Annotated in this window: 19 protein-coding genes and 1 other RNA gene; 9 read left to right on the plus strand and 11 right to left on the minus strand. The window is 60.9% G+C overall.

The features are described 5' to 3' along the window. Positions 1-51: 51 nt before the first annotated feature. Positions 52-1194, plus strand: coding sequence for a DegT/DnrJ/EryC1/StrS aminotransferase family protein (locus tag C4J84_RS24920; RefSeq protein ID WP_124372224.1), 1143 nt, complete (start codon positions 52-54; stop codon positions 1192-1194). Between the two features lie 48 nt (positions 1195-1242). Here the strand turns inward: C4J84_RS24920 and gcvH are convergent, their stop codons facing one another. The 8 genes from gcvH to C4J84_RS24965 form a co-directional block, all read right to left on the minus strand. After that, positions 1243-1626 carry a glycine cleavage system protein GcvH gene (gene gcvH, locus C4J84_RS24925; RefSeq protein ID WP_124372225.1) on the minus strand — a complete coding sequence of 128 codons (384 nt, stop codon included), beginning with the start codon at positions 1624-1626 and terminating at the stop codon, positions 1243-1245. Between the two features lie 53 nt (positions 1627-1679). Next, positions 1680-2762 carry a glycine cleavage system aminomethyltransferase GcvT gene (gcvT, locus tag C4J84_RS24930; RefSeq protein ID WP_124372226.1) on the minus strand — a complete coding sequence of 361 codons (1083 nt, stop codon included), beginning with the start codon at positions 2760-2762 and terminating at the stop codon, positions 1680-1682. Positions 2763-2918: 156 nt separating this feature from the next. Continuing rightward, positions 2919-4535 (minus strand): iron ABC transporter permease, encoded by a 1617-nt coding sequence (locus C4J84_RS24935; RefSeq protein WP_124436242.1) that lies wholly within the window; start codon positions 4533-4535, stop codon positions 2919-2921. A gap of 225 nt (positions 4536-4760) precedes the next feature. After that, positions 4761-5765, minus strand: coding sequence for an extracellular solute-binding protein (locus C4J84_RS24945; RefSeq protein WP_124436243.1), 1005 nt, complete (start codon positions 5763-5765; stop codon positions 4761-4763). A gap of 176 nt (positions 5766-5941) precedes the next feature. Then, positions 5942-7159: a 2-octaprenyl-3-methyl-6-methoxy-1,4-benzoquinol hydroxylase gene (locus C4J84_RS24950; protein WP_164487835.1), complete on the minus strand. Its 1218-nt coding sequence runs from the start codon at positions 7157-7159 to the stop codon at positions 5942-5944. Positions 7160-7220: 61 nt separating this feature from the next. Continuing rightward, positions 7221-8408, minus strand: a complete 1188-nt coding sequence (gene ubiH, locus C4J84_RS24955; protein WP_124411040.1) for a 2-octaprenyl-6-methoxyphenyl hydroxylase — start codon at positions 8406-8408, stop codon at positions 7221-7223. Continuing rightward, positions 8405-9727, minus strand: coding sequence for a Xaa-Pro aminopeptidase (pepP, locus tag C4J84_RS24960; protein ID WP_124436245.1), 1323 nt, complete (start codon positions 9725-9727; stop codon positions 8405-8407). The genes ubiH and pepP overlap by 4 nt, the downstream gene beginning before the upstream one ends. Positions 9728-9747: 20 nt before the next feature. Next, positions 9748-10305: a YecA family protein gene (locus tag C4J84_RS24965; protein ID WP_124372232.1), complete on the minus strand. Its 558-nt coding sequence runs from the start codon at positions 10303-10305 to the stop codon at positions 9748-9750. Between the two features lie 138 nt (positions 10306-10443). Here C4J84_RS24965 and C4J84_RS24970 point away from each other — a divergent pair, with 138 nt between their 5' ends. From C4J84_RS24970 to C4J84_RS24985, 4 genes are all read left to right on the plus strand, one after another. Beyond that, positions 10444-10653: a TIGR02449 family protein gene (locus C4J84_RS24970; RefSeq protein WP_003177365.1), complete on the plus strand. Its 210-nt coding sequence runs from the start codon at positions 10444-10446 to the stop codon at positions 10651-10653. Then, positions 10650-10967, plus strand: a complete 318-nt coding sequence (locus C4J84_RS24975; RefSeq protein WP_005792389.1) for a cell division protein ZapA — start codon at positions 10650-10652, stop codon at positions 10965-10967. Before C4J84_RS24970 ends, C4J84_RS24975 begins: the two co-directional genes overlap by 4 nt. Before the next feature lie 30 nt (positions 10968-10997). Continuing rightward, a non-coding RNA gene (ssrS, locus tag C4J84_RS24980) (6S RNA) lies at positions 10998-11176 on the plus strand. A 58-nt stretch (positions 11177-11234) separates the two neighbouring features. Further along, positions 11235-11864 carry a 5-formyltetrahydrofolate cyclo-ligase gene (locus tag C4J84_RS24985; RefSeq protein WP_124372233.1) on the plus strand — a complete coding sequence of 210 codons (630 nt, stop codon included), beginning with the start codon at positions 11235-11237 and terminating at the stop codon, positions 11862-11864. A 7-nt stretch (positions 11865-11871) separates the two neighbouring features. On the opposite strand, the gene C4J84_RS26315 is transcribed toward C4J84_RS24985, so the two are convergent. After that, positions 11872-12018, minus strand: coding sequence for a hypothetical protein (locus C4J84_RS26315; RefSeq protein ID WP_015886446.1), 147 nt, complete (start codon positions 12016-12018; stop codon positions 11872-11874). Positions 12019-12212: 194 nt separating this feature from the next. On the opposite strand from C4J84_RS26315, the gene C4J84_RS24990 reads away from it, so the two are divergent. Together C4J84_RS24990 and C4J84_RS24995 are read left to right on the plus strand one after the other, a co-directional pair. Next, complete coding sequence (locus C4J84_RS24990) at positions 12213-12662, plus strand: EVE domain-containing protein (protein ID WP_124372234.1); 450 nt, start codon at positions 12213-12215, stop codon at positions 12660-12662. A gap of 180 nt (positions 12663-12842) precedes the next feature. Next, positions 12843-13265: a hypothetical protein gene (locus C4J84_RS24995; protein ID WP_124436246.1), complete on the plus strand. Its 423-nt coding sequence runs from the start codon at positions 12843-12845 to the stop codon at positions 13263-13265. 89 nt (positions 13266-13354) lie between these two features. Here C4J84_RS24995 and C4J84_RS25000 read toward each other — a convergent pair whose 3' ends face one another. Next, positions 13355-13762, minus strand: a complete 408-nt coding sequence (locus C4J84_RS25000) for a flagellar basal body-associated protein FliL (protein ID WP_124372236.1) — start codon at positions 13760-13762, stop codon at positions 13355-13357. Between the two features lie 150 nt (positions 13763-13912). Between C4J84_RS25000 and C4J84_RS25005 the strand changes: the two genes are divergently transcribed. Both C4J84_RS25005 and glpT read left to right on the plus strand, forming a co-directional pair. After that, the gene (locus C4J84_RS25005) at positions 13913-14890 is read left to right on the plus strand and encodes an NADPH:quinone oxidoreductase family protein (RefSeq protein ID WP_124368767.1); all 978 of its coding nucleotides are present in this window, start codon (positions 13913-13915) and stop codon (positions 14888-14890) included. 295 nt (positions 14891-15185) lie between these two features. Further along, the gene (gene glpT / locus C4J84_RS25010; protein WP_124364901.1) at positions 15186-16523 is read left to right on the plus strand and encodes a glycerol-3-phosphate transporter; all 1338 of its coding nucleotides are present in this window, start codon (positions 15186-15188) and stop codon (positions 16521-16523) included. On the opposite strand, the gene C4J84_RS25015 is transcribed toward glpT, so the two are convergent. Beyond that, positions 16520-17173 (minus strand): gamma-glutamylcyclotransferase, encoded by a 654-nt coding sequence (locus tag C4J84_RS25015; protein ID WP_124364902.1) that lies wholly within the window; start codon positions 17171-17173, stop codon positions 16520-16522. The two genes, glpT and C4J84_RS25015, sit on opposite strands and share 4 nt — an antisense overlap. Positions 17174-17242 lie beyond the last annotated feature (69 nt).

Here is a 17242-nt window from a genome sequence, read left to right on the forward strand (position 1 = left end):
GCTGACACGTCCATTACTCATCGCCTACCTGAAACGGATGCCCTCTTCGTCATGAGCCAACAGCCCTTCCTGCCGTTTTCCAAACCTACCATTGATGAAGCCACCATCTCGGCGGTCGGCGATGTGCTGCGCTCGGGCTGGATCACCAGCGGGCCGAAGGTGCAGGCGTTCGAAGCGCAGCTGTCGGAATATTTCGGCGGCCGGCCGGTACGCACTTTCAACTCCGGCACCTGCACCATGGAGATTGCCCTGCGCATCGCCGGTATCGGGCCTGGGGATGAAGTCATTACCACACCGATTTCCTGGGTTGCTACGGCCAACGTTATTCTGGAGGTAGGCGCCACTCCGGTATTCGCCGATATTGACCCGGTGACCCGCAACATCGACCTGGCCCAGGTTGAAGCGGCGATTACCCCGCGCACCAAGGCGATCATCCCGGTCTATCTGGCCGGCTTGCCCCTGGACATGCCGATGCTTTACGCGCTGGCCAACAAGTACAACCTGCGCATCATCGAGGACGCCGCCCAGGCCCTGGGTTCCAGTTGGGACGGGGAACGCATCGGCGCTACCGGCGACTTTGTGTCGTTCAGTTTCCAGGCAAACAAGAACATCACCTCATCCGAAGGCGGCTGCCTGGTGCTCAACAACGCCGAAGAAGCCCGTCTGGCCGAGAAATACCGCCTGCAAGGCGTGACCCGCAGCGGTTTCGATGGCCTGGATGTGGACGTGTTGGGTGGCAAATTCAACATGACCGATATCGCCGCCGCCATTGGCCTGGGGCAGTTTGCGCATATCGAGAAGATCACCGCCCACCGCCAGAACCTGGCTCGGCACTACTTCGAATGCTTTGGCAGTGATTTTGAACAAGTGTACGGCGCGCAGCTGCCGCCGGCCGACTTCGAAAACAGCAACTGGCACCTGTTCCAGCTGGTATTGCCGGAGCGTCAGGACGGTTTGCCTGCCCGCGCCACCTTTATGGAGCGGATGCAGGCCCACGGCGTCGGCATCGGTTATCACTACCCGCCGATCCACCTGCTGAGCCTGTATCGGGCACAAGGGTTCAAGGAAGGTATGTTCCCGGTGGCGGAGCGTGTTGGGCGTTTGATCGTGTCGTTGCCGATGTTTACAGCGATGACGGAGGCGGATGTGGAGCGGGCTGTGGCGGCGGTCAAAGCGGTATTGAAAGCAAGCTGATCACATAATGTGGGAGGGGGCAAACCCCCTCCCACATTGGTTTTGCGTTTACTCGCCGATGGCGGCTTTGTAGCCGGCGGCGTCGAGCAATTTGTCCAGGTCAGCTGGGTTGCTTGGCTTGAGCTTGAAGATCCAGGCGCCGTACGGGTCAGAGTTCAGCAGCTCAGGACTACCACCCAAATCTTCGTTGACCGCAATCACCTCGCCAGCAACCGGCGAGTAGATATCCGAAGCAGCCTTCACCGACTCAACCACACCCGCCTGGCCTTGCGCTTCAAAAGTGGCACCAACCTCAGCCAGCTCAACAAACACCACATCACCCAAGGCTTCCTGAGCATGGTCGGAGATCCCGACGGTCACGGTGCCGTCGGCTTCCAGACGGGCCCACTCATGACTTTCGGCAAAACGCAGGTCGGCAGGGATATTGCTCATAGTCTGTGTCCTCAAGAAGAAATGTCAGCGGCCATAGGCCTGCCGGAAAATAGTTAGATCAGGGTTTTGCCATGGCGTACGAAGGTCGGCTTGACCACTCGCACCGGGTACCACTTGCCGCGGATTTCCACTTCGGCCCGGTCGGCAGTCGCCGTCGGTACGCGCGCCAGGGCAATGGATTTGCTCAGCGTAGGTGAGAAACTACCACTGGTGATCTCCCCTTCGCCAACATTGGCGATACGAACCACCTGATGAGCGCGCAGAACCCCACGTTCTTCCAGGACCAGTCCCACTAATTTGAATTGCACCCCGGCAGCCTTTTCCGCCTCCAGCGCGGCGCGGCCGATGAAGTTACGCCCCGCTGGCTCCCAGGCGATGCTCCAGGCCATGTTGGCGGCCAGGGGTGACACCTGCTGGTGAATATCCTGGCCGTACAGGTTCATGCCGGCTTCCAGACGCAAGGTATCGCGGGCACCGAGGCCGATGGGGGAAATACCGGCGCCCACCAGATCGTTGAAAAAACCCGGCGCCTGGTCGGCAGGCAGGACAATTTCCAGGCCGTCTTCGCCGGTATAACCGGTGCGGGCAATAAACCAGTCGCCGTCGGCCTGGCCTTCGAACGGCTTGAGCTGATGGATCAGGGTGCCACGGGACTGGGTCACCAGTTCGGCGATCTTGTGCCGCGCATGGGGACCCTGAATGGCGAGCATGGCCAGCTCGGAGCGCTCCCGGAGTTGCACTTGATAGCTGCCCAGTTGCGCCTGCATCCAGGCCATGTCCTGGTCACGGGTGGCGGCGTTGACCACCAGCCGGTAACCAGTTTCGGTACGGTAGACGATCATGTCGTCCACTACCCCGCCCTGCTCATTGAGCATGGCGCTGTACAACGCGCGGCCGCAGCCGTGCAATCGATCGACGTCATTGGCCAGCAAGTGCTGGAGCCATTCCTTGGCCTGAAGACCGCTGACATCGATCACGGTCATATGAGATACATCGAACACCCCGCAGTCGCGCCGCACCTGATGGTGCTCCTCAACCTGCGAGCCGTAATGCAAAGGCATATCCCAACCGCCAAAATCGACCATTTTCGCGCCGAGGGCGAGATGCAGGTCATACAGAGGCGTACGCTGTCCCATGGGTGTCTCCTTCCGGGCTTGGCGAAGGTGCGCAGAGTTGCCGCCAGTGCCGAGCGCCTTGGATTACAAGGCCTGCAGACACATGCGCCAACCCGCCTCGAAAGACGCGGCACACCGAATGCCGCGCATTGTAGCCGCAAGCTGTAGGACTGGCACCTAACCGATTTGTCGTGCGGAGCGTCGGATCAGCCCGACGACCGGCAACAACCCAACCAGTACCAGGGTCAGCGCCGGCAACGAGGCCCGCGCCCATTCCCCTTCACTGGTCATTTCAAAGATCCGCACCGCCAGGGTGTCCCAGCCAAACGGGCGCATCAGCAAGGTGGCGGGCATTTCCTTGAGCACATCGACGAACACCAGCAGCGCCGCGCTCAGGGTGCCGGGCAGCAACAGTGGCAGATACACCTTGCAAAACAGTTGTGGTCCGCTCACCCCCAGACTTCGTGCGGCCTCGGGCAACGACGGACGGATACGCGCCAGGCTGTTTTCCAGCGGCCCGTAGGCCACCGCCAGGAACCGCACCAGATAGGCGAGCACCAGCGCCGAGAGGCTGCCCAGCAGCAACGGTTTGCCCGCACCGCCCAGCCAGCCCGACAGCGGCACCACCAGTTCGCGGTCCAGGTAGCTGAAGGCGAGCATGATCGACACCGCCAGCACCGAGCCGGGCAAGGCATAGCCGACATTGGCCAGGCTGATGCCGGAGCGAATCGCCCGAGTCGGCGCAAGGCGGTTGGCGAACGCCAGTATCAGCGCCACGCCGACGGTAATCAGCGCCGCAATCGCGCCCAGATACAGGGTGTGCAGGATCAGGCCGGTGTAGCGCTCATCCAGGTCGAACCGGCCACGCTGCCAGAACCACACCACCAGTTGCAGCACCGGGATCACAAACGCGCAGGCGAACACCAAGCCACACCAGCCACTGGCCGCTGCCGCCTTGAACCCACGCAGGTGATACAACGCCTTGCCTCGCGGGCGCTCGTTGCTGGGCCGGCTTGCTCCACGGGCGCGCCGTTCGCCATACAACACCAGCATCACCACCAGCAGCAACAGGCTGGCCAGTTGGGCAGCGCTGGAGAGGCTGAAAAAGCCGTACCAGGTTTTATAGATGGCGGTGGTGAACGTGTCGAAATTGAACACCGAGACCGCACCGAAATCCGCCAGGGTTTCCATCAAGGCCAGGGCGACCCCCGCCCCAATCGCCGGACGCGCCATGGGCAGCGCTACGCGCCAGAACGCTTGCCAGGGCGACTGGCCCAGCACCCGCGCCGCTTCCATCAAGCCCTTGCCCTGAGCCAGGAATGCAGAGCGCGCCAGCAGGTAGACATAGGGGTAGAACACCAGCACCAATACGATGATCACGCCGCTGGTGGAACGCACACGCGGCAGGCGCAGCCCGAGGCCGAACACGTCGCGCAGCAGGGTTTGCACGGGGCCCGCAAAATCCAGCAGTCCCACGAACACGAACGCCAACACGTAGGCCGGAATTGCAAAGGGCAGCATCAGTGCCCAGTCCAACCAGCGGCGGCCGGGGAATTCGCAGAGGCTGGTCAGCCAGGCCAGGCTTACGCCCAGCAACGTCACGCCAAGGCCGACGCCGAGCACCAGGGTCAAGGTGTTACCCAGTAAACGTGGCATCTGGGTGTCCCAGAGGTGGGACCAGATCTGGTAGTCGACGCTTTGCCAGGACAGCAACAGCACGCTCAGCGGCAGCAGCACCAGGGCGGCGACGCTGAAGACCGGCAGGTACCAGCGGCGTTGGGCGGGATGGGCCAAGGCTTAACTCTCTGGGAGGGTGAACACAACACTGTGGAGGGGACGTGCCCTACAGCCAGTTAAGGCTTTTGTAGGAGCGAGCTTGCTCGCGAAGAACTCAGGGCCCCCGCGTTTATCCAGAATGAACGCGTTGCCTGAACGTTTTTCGCGAGCAAGCTCGCTCCTACAGTGGCATGGCGGTGAATCAGCCCCCTCCCACATTTTGATCTGCGGCGATTTACAAAATCAGTTCCAGCCGGCGCGATCCATCAAGCGGATAGCCTCGGCCTGGCGCTTGCCCGCCACTTCCACCGGCAAGGTGTCGGCCACGAATTTGCCCCAGCTCGCCACTTCTGCCGACGGCGCTACCGCTGGGTTGGCGGGGAACTCCTGGTTCACATCGGCGAAAATCTGCTGCGCCTCGGGCGTGGTCATCCACTCCACCAAAGCCTTGGCCGCCTCTGGGTGTGGCGCGTGCTTGGTCAGGCCGATGCCCGACAGGTTCACATGCACGCCACGGTCGCCCTGGTTCGGCCAGAACAGCTTCACCGCCAGGTCCGGCTTCTGCTTGTGCAGGCGACCGTAGTAGTACGTGTTGACGATACCCACATCGCATTGCCCGGCATTGATCGCCTCCAGCACCGCAATATCGTCGGAGAACACGTCGGTGGACAGGTTATTCACCCAGCCTTTGACGATTTCTTCAGTCTTGCTCGCGCCATGGGTTTCGATCAGCGTGGCGGTCAGTGACTGGTTGTAGACCTTTTTCGCCGTGCGCAGGCACAGCCGGCCTTCCCACTGTTTGTCGGCCAGGGCTTCGTAGGAGGTCAGGTCGCCCGGTTTTACCCGGTCGGTGGAATAGGCGATGGTCCGCGCGCGCAGGCTCAAGCCGGTCCAGGCGTGGGCCGAAGAACGGTATTGCAACGGAATGTTCTTGTCGATCACCTCGGAGGTGAACGGCTGCAGGATGCCCATCTGCTCGGCCTGCCAGAGGTTGCCGGCGTCGACGGTGAGCAGCAGGTCGGCGGTGGCGTTTTCGCCTTCGGCCTTGATGCGCTGCATCAGCGGCGCTTCTTTATCGGTGATGAATTTGACCTGTACACCGGTCTTGCGGGTGTAGGCGTCGAACACCGGCTTGATCAGTTCGTCGATGCGCGAGGAGTACACCACCACTTCGTCGGCGGCTTGCACGACGGTGCTGCCGATCAGGGTGAGTGCCAGGGCAGTCAGGAGGCGCTTGGGTGCCAACATGGGTGCGGTCGCTCATTTGCAAAAAGAGCGCAAATGATAAGGACTCACATTTGGTACCGCTTGCTGGAGGCGTTACCAGATGTTGCACGGTCGGAGAGATGCGTAAGGGCTGACGGCCTCACCGGGGGCAAGTCGAATCGTCGCACCGCCCCTCCCACAGGGGGCCGCATTTCAGTTCACAGTTTGGCGAGGTCCGGAAGGTCGCCGGTCAAGCCCAGCGCCTGGCGCACAAACAATGCCTTGGCTTCGGGCAACTGGTCGACCATTTTCAACCCGGCATTGCGCAGCCAGCGCAACGGCAGTTGATCGGCCTGGAACAAGCGCTCGAAGCCCTCCATTGCCGCCATCAGCGCCAGGTTATGCGGCATGCGCCGCCGCTCGTAGCGGCTCAGCACCTTCACATCCGCTAGACGTTCACCACGTTCGTTGGCCGCCAGCAGCACTTCAGCCAGCACCGCGGCATCGAGAAACCCCAGGTTCACGCCCTGCCCCGCCAACGGGTGGATGACGTGGGCCGCATCGCCAATCAATGCCAGGCCTTCGGCCACATAGCGTTTGGCGTGGCGCTGACGCAACGGCACGCAGACGCGCGGGTCGGCGCTGATCACGTTGCCGAGGCGCCCTTCAAAGGCACGCTCCAGTTCACCACAAAAGCGTTCATCGTCCAGGGCCATCAGGCGCTCGGACTCCGCCGGCGTGGTCGACCACACAATCGAGCACCAATCCTCTTGCCCATCGCGCACCAGCGGCAAAAACGCCAGCGGGCCGGTATCGGTGAAGCGTTGCCACGCCGTGCGCCGGTGCGGCTGGCTGCTGCGCACGCTGGTCACGATGGCGTTATGCAGGTAATCCCATTCACGGGTGGAAGTGCCGGTCAGGCGGCGCACCGCCGAGTTGGCGCCGTCGGCGGCGACCACCAGCGGCGCGCGCAGCTTGCGCCCATCGGCCAGGGTCAGCAGCCAGTCATCTCCAGAGCGACGCATCTGCTCCAGGCGCGCAGTGGCCAGCAGCCCCAGGTCGCAGTCATGCAAGCGGTCCAGCAAGGCATCCTGGACCACACGGTTCTCGACGATATGCCCCAGCACTTCGGCATGTACGCTGGCCGCCGAGAAGTGGATCTGCCCAGTGCCGCTGCCGTCCCACACATGCATCTCGCCATACGGGCTGGCGCGACGCTGGATGATGCCGTCCCACACGCCAAGGCGCTCCAGAATACGCTGGCTGGCGGCGGACAACGCACTCACCCGCGGTTCAAACGCCGCCGCCGGTTCGAACGGCTTGACGCTCAGCGGGCTGCCGTCAAGCAGCAACACCTGCAGGCCACTGCCCTGCAACGCCAGCGCCAGGGCGCTTCCGACCATTCCGGCCCCGACAATCAGCACATCTGCGTGCATGTCCATGCTTTAAGCCTTGTCTCGTGTGCGGCACAGGCCGCCAATAAAGTGATGGGCCGGCTCAAACATCGGAGCGCACCCCCAGCCCCATGGCCTGGCGGGCGAACCAGCGTTTGGCCGGCGGTAACAGGTCCAGGCCGAGCAGGCCCATGTTGCGCCCCAGCGCCACCAACGGTTGCCCGCTGCCGAACAGGCGCGTGACCTGGTCGGAGAAACCCACGGTCAGTTGCTGGTCCAGGCGCTGGCGCTCGCGATAGCGTTGCAGTGTCGCCAGGTCACCCGGCACTGCCGGCCCGGCCAGCAAGGCTTCGGCCAGGGCGTTGGCATCGCGCAGGGACAGGTTGAAACCTTGCCCGGCGATCGGGTGCAGGCTGTGCGCGGCATTGCCGAGCACCACCAAGTGCGAGCGCACTTGTTCTTCCGCTTCCACCAGGGTCAGCGGATAAAGATGCCGCGCGCCCACTTGTTTCAGGGTGCCCAGGCGATAGCCGAACACGCCCTGCAATTCGCTCAGGAAGCTGCGCTCATCCAGGTTGGCCAGGCGCTGGGCGTCCATGCCGATGCGGGTCCACACCAGCGCACAGCGGTTGTCGGGCAGCGGCAGTAAGGCCATTGGCCCCTCATCGGTGAAACGCTCGAACGCTTCGCCATTGTGGGCTTCGCTCGGGGTGATATTGGCGATCAGCGCGCTCTGGTTGTAGGGCCGGGTTTTCACGCCGATGCCAAGCTGCTCGCGCAGACCGGAGCGACCGCCATCGGCCAATACCGCAAGCTCGCATTCCAGTACGGTTTCGTCATTGAGGGTCAGGCGATAGCCATCGGGCAGCGGCTCCATGCGCGTCACTTCCGCCGGGCAGCGCCAGCTCACCACGTCCTTGTCCAGGCCTTGCCACAGGCATTGGCCGAGCCAGGCGTTTTCCACCACATACCCCAGGGCCGGCACGCCTTCTTCCAGGGCCGACAGGCGTGCGGTGGAGAAACGCCCGCGGTCCGACACGTGAATCTGTTTGATCGGCTCCGCGCGCCGGGCAATCGCTTGCCAGACGCCCAGGCGCTGATAAATCTGGCGAGCGCCGAATGACAACGCCGAAGAACGCGCATCGTAGCTCGGCTGATAGCTGTCACCCGGCGCGAAGGGTTCGATCAGTGCGATTTTCCACCCGCGCGCCTTGGCCCCCGCCTGCAACGCCAGGGCCAGGCTCGCGCCCACCAGGCCGCCGCCGATGATCGCCAGGTTGACCCGGCTCATCGGGCAGCCGCCATCAGTGCTTCGATCTCGGCCACCGTCTTGGGCACCGCGCCGGTCAGGATTTCACAGCCTTGCTTGGTCACTATCACGTCGTCCTCGATGCGTACGCCAATGCCACGCCACTTCTTCGCTACGTTCTGGTTGTCCGGTGAAATATAGATCCCCGGCTCCACGGTCAAGGCCATGCCGACTTCCAGCACGCGCCATTCACCGCCTACTTTGTACTCGCCCACGTCATGCACATCCATGCCCAGCCAGTGGCCGGCGCGGTGCATGTAAAAGGCGCGGTAGGCTTCGCTGGCGATCAACTCGTCAACGTCGCCTTGCAGCAACCCCAGCTTGACCAACCCGGCAGTGATGACCTGCACGGTCGCCTCATGCGCCTGGTTCCAATGCTTGTTCGGCGCGATCTGCTTGAAGGCGGCTTCCTGGGAAGCCAGCACAATTTCGTAGATCGCCTTCTGCTCGGACGAAAACTTGCCATTGACCGGCCAGGTACGGGTGATGTCACTGGCGTAGCAGTCGATCTCGCAACCGGCGTCGATCAGCACCAGGTCGCCGTCCCTGAGCAGCGCGTCATTCTGCTGGTAATGCAGGATGCAGCTGTTGCGCCCGGACGCGACGATGGAGCCATAGGCCGGCATTTTCGCGCCGCCCTTGCGGAACTCGTAATCCAGCTCGGCTTCCAGGCTGAACTCATGCAGGCCGGCACGGCTGGTCTGCATCGCCCGCACATGGGCCGCGCAGGAAATCCGCGCCGCCTCGCGCATCACCTTCACTTCCGCCGCCGATTTATACAGGCGCATGTCGTGCAGCAGATGATCCAGGGCAACGAATTCGTTCGGCGGCTGGGCACCCAAGTGCGCTTTGGAGCGGATCACGTTGATCCACTCCATTACATGCCGGTCGAATTCGGCATTGCTGCCCATGGCTGAATACACCCGGTCACGGCCTTCGATCAGGCCGGGCAGGATGTCGTCGATGTCGGTGATGGGAAACGCGTCGTCAGCCCCGTAATCACGGATCGCGCCTTCAGTGCCGGCGCGCAGGCCATCCCACAATTCGCGTTCGGCATTGCGTTCGCGGCAGAACAGCACGTACTCGCCATGCTGGCGACCGGGCATCAGCACGATCACCGCCTGCGGTTCGGGAAAACCGCTCAGGTACTGGAAGTCGCTGTCCTGGCGGTAGACATGCTCCACATCACGATTGCGGATCGCCACGGCGGCGGCCGGCAGGATCGCGATGCTGTTGGGTTCCATCTGCGCCATGAGCGCCTTGCGGCGACGGGTGTATTCCGCTTTGGGGATATGGATCATGGGCAGATGGGCTTCCTCGTTTAGTGCAGCGACGGCTTGGGCGAAGCAGGCTCAGCGGACTTTTTGGTCTCGGTGAACAGCAGCAACGGCGCAACGCGCAGGTATTCCATGACTTCCATGTAGTCGCCTTCGCCGTCTTCGGACTCTTCCAGGGCGTCTTGCACTTGGGAGATGGCGGCCAGGTCCTGCAGCACTTCCTTGGCGTCGGTGCTCAGCTCCAGGCCACCGGCGTTCACGCCGAAACCGTGGAGGAAACCCTGGCACCATTGGCCCAGCGCGGCGGCGCGTTCGGCCAGCGGCGCATCGTCGGTGGGCAGCAGCAGGACCACGGTGACGTCATCACCGGTCAGCTCGCCCTTGACCATCTCTTGCAGGCCGATCAGCGCATTGCGCACGTTTTCTTCGGGTTCTTTCTCCAGCAGCTCGGCCACATCGGCCAGCCAGTTGTCGGCATCGAAGCCGACACCGGTGCAGCTGCGGCCCAACAGCACACCGTGCAGTTCGGCAGGCGAGCAAGGATGGCCGCTGGTGCTCAGCAGTTTGGAAAAAGCGTCGTACGGGGAGTTCTGAATGGGCATGGTGAGCTAGGCGCCAGACGGCGCAATGTCTAGAATGGAGCGCTGTATCCTAGCACCGGCAGACGTACCAAGACTATCGAGGGCGTCAGATCGTTTATCCTGCAGTTGCCATTCATCAGACAAATCCAGTGGAACCCAATGGAAGACACCGACCTGCAAGCGCTGATGGCCAGACTCGAACTGCTAATTGATCGGGTCGAGCAACTTAAGAGTCAAAACGGACTCCTACTAGCTCAGGAAAAAACCTGGCGCGAGGAACGCGCTCACCTCATTGAAAAAAACGAAATCGCCCGGCGAAAGGTCGAATCGATGATTTCGCGCCTGAAGGCCCTGGAGCAAGACTCATGAGTTCAAGCAATAGCGTTACCGTGCAGATCCTCGACAAAGAATATTCGATCATCTGCCCCCAGGAAGAGCGCAGCAACCTGGTGAGCGCTGCCCGCTACCTGGACGGCAAGATGCGCGAAATCCGCAGCAGCGGCAAAGTGATCGGCGCCGACCGCATCGCCGTGATGGCCGCGCTGAACATTACCCACGACCTGCTGCATAAGCAGGAACGCCCTGACGTGCAGGCCAGCGGCTCGACCCGCGAGCAAGTGCGTGACCTGCTCGAACGCGTTGATCTGGTGCTTTCCACCGATTCAGACGCACCCAAGGGCTGATTGCCGAGTCTGTTTAAGGTATACTCGCCCCACTCCCTGGCGTGCTTGCCAGTCGGCGATGTCCCGGAGCCGATTCGCACTACCCTGGAAGTTGCACGTTGGGCTGGTGTGCATGTCCGCTAGACGGAAAGCCTTAAAGCCTACTGCTTCTTCCACCTTGAACTTTCGGGTTCAAGGGCTTAGTCGACAGCGGTTCTGTCGGGGAGCCTGAATTCCCAAACTCAATGCCAGTCCCAGGACTGGCATTGTTTTATGAGCCGAAAAGCCATGACCGAATCTGCGCCGCTTTCCCGTCCGCAACTTCGACGCATGTTGCGCAAAGCCCGCCGCGCCCTCACGCCCCGCGAGCAGCGCCAGGCCGCCTGCGGCCTGTATCGGCAACTGGCACAGCACCCGCTGTTTCGCCGGGCCAAACATATTTCCTTATATCTACCGACGGACGGCGAAATCGATCCGCGTCTGCTGCTGCGCGCTGCCCAGCGCCAGGGCAAGGCCACTTACCTGCCCGTACTGAGTGCGTGGCCACGTACCAAGATGGTGTTCCAACGCGTGCGGCCTGGGGATAAGTTGTTGCCCAACCGCTTTCGCATTCTGGAGCCACGGGCCAATGCCCGGTGCCAACGCAAGGTGTGGACGCTGGACCTGGTACTGCTGCCGCTGGTGGGGTTCGATAACGAGGGTGGGCGATTAGGCATGGGGGGCGGATTCTATGACCGCAGCCTGGCCTACCTTGCCAGGCGAAAAACCTGGCGCAAGCCGACGCTGCTGGGGCTGGCCCATGAATGTCAGCAAGTCGATCGCCTGGCGCAGGCGAGCTGGGACGTGCCGCTGGCGGGCACTGTCACCGATAAGCAATGGTTTGTCGCAGAAACGTCGCTGGAACCGCGACGCGGTTAAAACCGTGTTAACGCTTGAATTGCTGTTGCACAGGCGAGAGTTCGACCGGCGCATCGGTCTTGTTCGACCACAGGCTCTGGGCATACCCGGTGGTCACGACGCCCAGACCAAACAAAATTACCAAAATCCATAGTAAATCCGGTTTACGTTGCATCGATTGCCCCCCTTCAGGCACCTCGTACACGATGACAACAACGTTCCAAAGTAGTCCGTTGCAGCTGCACCAAGCTTAAAAGCCGGCATTCTGCGGTAACGTGAACCAACACGCAAACCTTGACGCCAACCGACTGTCGGTTTGTCATGGCATTGCCCGACAACTTGCCCAATGCCTTTCTCAGGAGCCCCGAAATGGCCTACTGGCTGATGAAATCCGAGCCCGACGAGCTCTCCATCAACGACCTGGGAAAGCTCGGCGAAACGCGCTGGGACGGGGTTCGCAACTACCAGGCGCGCAATTTCCTGCGCGCCATGGCGGTGGGCGATGAGTTTTTCTTCTATCACTCCAGTTGCCCGGAGCCTGGCATTGCCGGTATCGGCAAAATTATCCAGGCCGCCTACCCCGACCCCACCGCGCTGGAACCGGACAGCCACTATTTCGACGCCAAGGCCAGCGCGGAGAAAAACCCGTGGAGTGCGATCACCGTGGCCCACGTCAAAACCTTCCCCAAGGTGCTGAGCCTGAGCCACCTGAAACAGCAAGCCACGCTCGCCGAGTTGCCACTGGTGCAGAAGGGCAGCCGGCTTTCGGTGATGTCGGTCACGTCGGAACAATGGACGGCCATTCGTCAACTGCTTTAGCTGTCCGATGCCATTGGGCATTCATCTAACATCATAAAAGTACTCGTTATAAAAAAAGAAACAGTTATCAAAATTCAGCATAACCAACTGTCATTTATGACAGTAGTCAACATTTTCTCCAAAGTGAATGATAACCACTGAACACGGATTTATCGCATTCACACTACCAGGAGAGCAAAAATGGCTGACTTATCAGACTCAGATAGAAATGACTCGAATGAAGCTGCCTCCATAGAAAAAATAGAGATTAAGATCCACTCGGATAACACCAAAGGAATAACGATAGTGACGGGGGCGTACCCATTACATGGATATAAAGGCTCTATCGAGGTTGAATACTCGTGGAGCAATAATATTTACACGATCCATGCGCGCAGGTATCAGTTCGAGCGAGGTGCGGTAACGGGGAAAAACCCGCGCTTCGAAATCAGCGCCATGGCCGTAAACGGCCCTACATTGACAGTCGTCCCTCCACAGGATGGCCAATGGCACTTCTGGGGCTCTTCAACAAGCTACCAAACAGCGAACACAGCAATGGACTTCAAGTTTTACTTTGTCTTCGACGCGCCTGAGGGCTATGGAGAACAGATACAAAAATATTAAGACTGATTGCCAATTAGCTCCTGACTACACTACAGCCAGCAACTAAGTTGCTGGCCTCCCAAAACCCTTGAAAGTCCGCTTTTTCGGACTTATTGAATGATCAAGTTGTTGAACAGCAAGTCTTCCACCACCGGCTTGCCGGTTTCATCGTTCATCACTTGCTGGGTTTGTTTCAACGCTTCCTGACGCAGCTTTTCCTTACCTTCGACGCTGCTCATGGCTTCGTTGGTCTGCTGGGTGAACAGCGCCACCAACTGGTTACGAATCAACGCGTCGTTGGCTTTGACCGCTGCGGCAGCTTCGGTACCGGTGACGCGCAGGGCGATGTCGGCCTTGAACACTTTTAGCTTGGCCGTGCCATCCAACCCGTAATTACCCACGAACGGCGGGCTCAGGCTGATATAGCTGACCTTCGGCGCCTCGCCCTCTTTGGCTTCTTCGGCCTGGGCCGCCATCGGCAAGGTCAGGGCCAGCATCAACAGGATCCACGCTTTCACAGTTCACTCCTCGAATTCGGTTGCCGGGTAGCATAACGCTAGCAAGGCTGAGCACAAGCTTATGAGGGCTTATCAGGCACGGGCATGCTCGTTGACCCACGGGCGTACCCTCCTACACTTATCGGCCACGACGCCAAAAGGAATAGTCCGATGAAAGCTGTGCTGTGCAAAGCCTTCGGCCCCGCCGAAAACCTGGTGCTGGAAGAGATCGCCAGCCCTGCGATCAAACAGAACGAAATCCTGCTGGACGTGCACGCGGCCGGGGTGAATTTCCCCGACACCCTGATCATCGAAGGCAAGTACCAGTTCAAGCCGCCCTTCCCGTTTTCGCCGGGTGGCGAAGCGGCGGGCGTGGTGAGTGAGGTCGGGGAGAAGGTCAGCCACTTGAAAGTCGGTGATCGCGTGATGGCCCTGACCGGCTGGGGCAGCTTTGCCGAGCAGGTCGCGGTGCCGGGCTATAACGTGCTGCCGATCCCGCCGAGCATGGACTTCAACACCGCCGCCGCCTTCAGCATGACCTACGGCACCTCGATGCACGCGCTGAAACAGCGGGCCAACCTGCAACCCGGCGAAACCCTGTTGGTGCTCGGCGCTTCCGGTGGCGTGGGCCTGGCCGCCGTGGAAATCGGCAAGGCCATGGGCGCCCGGGTGATCGCCGCCGCCAGCAGCGCCGACAAGCTCGCGGTGGCCAAGGCGGCCGGCGCCGATGAGCTGATCAACTACAGCGAAGCCAGCCTCAAGGACGAGGTCAAGCGCCTGACCGGTGGCAACGGCGCCGATGTGATCTACGATCCCGTGGGTGGCGACCTGTTTGACCAGGCCATCCGCTCGATCGCCTGGAACGGCCGCTTGTTGGTGGTGGGCTTTGCCAGCGGGCGTATCCCGGAACTGCCGGTGAACCTGGCACTGCTCAAGGGCGCGGCGGTGGTGGGGGTGTTCTGGGGTTCGTTTGCCCAGCGTCAGCCCCAGGACAATGCGGCGAATTTTCAGCAGTTGTTCACCTGGTATGGCGAGGGCAAGTTGAAGCCGTTGGTGTCGCAGGTGTATCCGCTGGCGCAGGCAGCCCAGGCGATCAATGATCTGGGGCAGCGCAAGGCGGTGGGTAAAGTGGTCGTTCAGACCCGCTGATAGCCAGTTGAAATGCGAACAATGTGGGAGGGGGCTTGCCCCCGATTGCAGTGGATCAGTTGACACATATGTTGACTGAACCACCGCTATCGGGGGCAAGCCCCCTCCCACATTTGGATCTCCAGCGCCTGCAGAATCCACTTACGACCACACCTTATCTATTCGCGACATGTTCATAAGAGAACATGCAATTGCTTTGATTTCCTGTGTTTGCAGATAAGAGGCGATGCTATTTTCGGTAACGAAACTGTAACATTCGCATCCGCAGTCAAAACAAGAAATCTGGAGCTCTTGAATGTTTGCTTTCTTTCGCCCTGCCGCACATCAGGCGCCCCTGCCTGAAGAAAAAATAGACACGACCTACCGACGGCTGCGCTGGCAGATCTTCGCCGGTATTTTCATCGGTTACGCCGGCTACTACCTGCTGCGCAAAAACTTCTCCCTGGCGATGCCCTACCTGATTGACGAGGGTTACACCCGTGGTGAACTGGGCCTGGCGATGTCGGCCATCGCGATTGCCTACGGCTTGTCCAAGTTCCTCATGGGCCTGGTGTCCGACCGCTCCAACCCGCGCTACTTCCTGCCCTTCGGCCTGCTGGTTTCAGCGGGGGTGATGTTCATTTTCGGTTTCGCGCCTTGGGCAACGTCCAGCGTGACCATGATGTTCATTTTGCTGTTCATCAACGGTTGGGCCCAGGGCATGGGCTGGCCGCCGAGTGGGCGGACCATGGTGCACTGGTGGTCGCAGAAGGAACGCGGCGGCGTGGTGTCGGTGTGGAACGTGGCGCACAACGTCGGCGGCGGCCTGATCGGCCCGCTGTTCCTGTTGGGCATGGCCTGGTTCAACGACTGGCATGCGGCATTTTATGTGCCGGCCACGGTGGCGCTGGCAGTGGCGGCATTTGCCTTCATTACCATGCGTGACACCCCGCAATCGGTCGGCCTGCCGCCTATCGAAAAGTACAAGAACGACTACCCGGAAGGCTACGACGCCAGCCACGAAGACGAATTCAGCGCCAAGGAAATCTTCGTCAAGTACGTGCTGCGCAACAAAATGCTGTGGTACATCGCGTTCGCCAACGTGTTCGTCTACCTGCTGCGCTACGGCGTACTGGACTGGGCGCCGACCTACTTGAAAGAAGCCAAGCATTTCACGGTCGACAAGTCGTCGTGGGCGTATTTCTTCTACGAGTGGGCCGGTATCCCGGGCACGCTGCTGTGTGGCTGGATGTCGGACAAGATCTTCCGTGGCAATCGCGGCCTGACCGGCATCGTGTTCATGGCGCTGGTGACCGTGGCGACCCTGGTTTACTGGCTTAATCCGCCGGGCAATCCGACGGTCGACATGATCGCGCTGGTCTCCATCGGCTTCCTGATCTACGGCCCGGTGATGCTGATCGGCCTGCAGGCGCTGGAACTGGCACCGAAGAAAGCTGCCGGTACGGCTGCGGGTTTCACCGGCCTGTTCGGCTACCTGGGCGGTTCGGTGGCCGCGAGTGCGGCGATGGGCTACACCGTGGACCACTTCGGTTGGGACGGCGGTTTCGTGCTGTTGATCGGCGCGTGCGTCCTGGCGATTGCCTTCCTGATCCCAACGCTGTGGCACACCAACAGCGTCAGCTCGGCGCGTTAACCGCCTGAGCAATCCTTTGCACAACGCTTGAGCCGCGCCTCCAGGTTTTTATCTGGCATGGCGTGGCTACGCAGGGCGTTCACGGTCTGTTCGACATAATCGCGAGTGGTGCCGTAACGCCCGCAAGCGCTTTGCAGCACATGGTTGAGCACGATATCGGGCAAGTTGCCGGCATAGCTGGGCAAGTGCCGCTCCAGCACAAACCCCAACGCCTGTACCTGGCTGCCATCTTCCAGCCGGCAACTGAGCCAGTGCGGTCGATAGGACGGGTAAGGCATTTCGCGTTGCCACAACGCATAAAGCGAAGCCTCCAGCTGATCTTCCGGCAAGCGGTAAGCAAACCCGCTGCACGAGCCGCCCCGATCCAGCCCGAACACCAGGCCCGGCAGCTCCGGCGTACCCCGGTGCTCATGGGACCACAGGTACAAGCCCCGATGATAACCATGGACCCTCGCCCGCACCCGCTCGGTGGATGAACATTCCGGGCGCCAGATCAGCGAACCATATGCAAATAGCCAGACCGGCCCACCCTTGTGCCGAGCCATGGTGGCCTGCATCGAGCTCATCAATTGTTCGTGAGTGAGTTGCGGCCCCAAGTCGAGCCGCGGAGGGTAAGCCAACTGCAAAAGATCGGTTTCAATGGCGGTCATGGCGAAAAGCGATACGCCTCCTATGTATTACCAGTTGTAAGCGACTTTACCGTAATAAAACGCGCCGCT

The sequence above is a fragment of the Pseudomonas sp. R11-23-07 genome (genome assembly GCF_003852295.1).
Classification (GTDB): Bacteria; Pseudomonadota; Gammaproteobacteria; order Pseudomonadales; family Pseudomonadaceae; genus Aquipseudomonas.

Coding starts and splice junctions, on each gene's coding strand:
- C4J84_RS26315 (WP_015886446.1), bottom strand. CDS start 12,018: ATGCAACGTAAACCGGATTTACTATGGATTTTGGTAATTTTGTTTGGT.
- ubiH (WP_124411040.1), bottom strand. CDS start 8,408: ATGAGCCGGGTCAACCTGGCGATCATCGGCGGCGGCCTGGTGGGCGCG.
- C4J84_RS24965 (WP_124372232.1), bottom strand. CDS start 10,305: ATGCCCATTCAGAACTCCCCGTACGACGCTTTTTCCAAACTGCTGAGC.
- pepP (WP_124436245.1), bottom strand. CDS start 9,727: ATGATCCATATCCCCAAAGCGGAATACACCCGTCGCCGCAAGGCGCTC.
- C4J84_RS24945 (WP_124436243.1), bottom strand. CDS start 5,765: ATGTTGGCACCCAAGCGCCTCCTGACTGCCCTGGCACTCACCCTGATC.
- C4J84_RS24975 (WP_005792389.1), top strand. CDS start 10,650: ATGAGTTCAAGCAATAGCGTTACCGTGCAGATCCTCGACAAAGAATAT.
- C4J84_RS25005 (WP_124368767.1), top strand. CDS start 13,913: ATGAAAGCTGTGCTGTGCAAAGCCTTCGGCCCCGCCGAAAACCTGGTG.
- C4J84_RS24920 (WP_124372224.1), top strand. CDS start 52: ATGAGCCAACAGCCCTTCCTGCCGTTTTCCAAACCTACCATTGATGAA.
- gcvT (WP_124372226.1), bottom strand. CDS start 2,762: ATGGGACAGCGTACGCCTCTGTATGACCTGCATCTCGCCCTCGGCGCG.
- gcvH (WP_124372225.1), bottom strand. CDS start 1,626: ATGAGCAATATCCCTGCCGACCTGCGTTTTGCCGAAAGTCATGAGTGG.
- C4J84_RS24985 (WP_124372233.1), top strand. CDS start 11,235: ATGACCGAATCTGCGCCGCTTTCCCGTCCGCAACTTCGACGCATGTTG.
- C4J84_RS24990 (WP_124372234.1), top strand. CDS start 12,213: ATGGCCTACTGGCTGATGAAATCCGAGCCCGACGAGCTCTCCATCAAC.
- C4J84_RS24995 (WP_124436246.1), top strand. CDS start 12,843: ATGGCTGACTTATCAGACTCAGATAGAAATGACTCGAATGAAGCTGCC.
- C4J84_RS25015 (WP_124364902.1), bottom strand. CDS start 17,173: ATGACCGCCATTGAAACCGATCTTTTGCAGTTGGCTTACCCTCCGCGG.
- C4J84_RS24950 (WP_164487835.1), bottom strand. CDS start 7,159: ATGCACGCAGATGTGCTGATTGTCGGGGCCGGAATGGTCGGAAGCGCC.
- glpT (WP_124364901.1), top strand. CDS start 15,186: ATGTTTGCTTTCTTTCGCCCTGCCGCACATCAGGCGCCCCTGCCTGAA.
- C4J84_RS24970 (WP_003177365.1), top strand. CDS start 10,444: ATGGAAGACACCGACCTGCAAGCGCTGATGGCCAGACTCGAACTGCTA.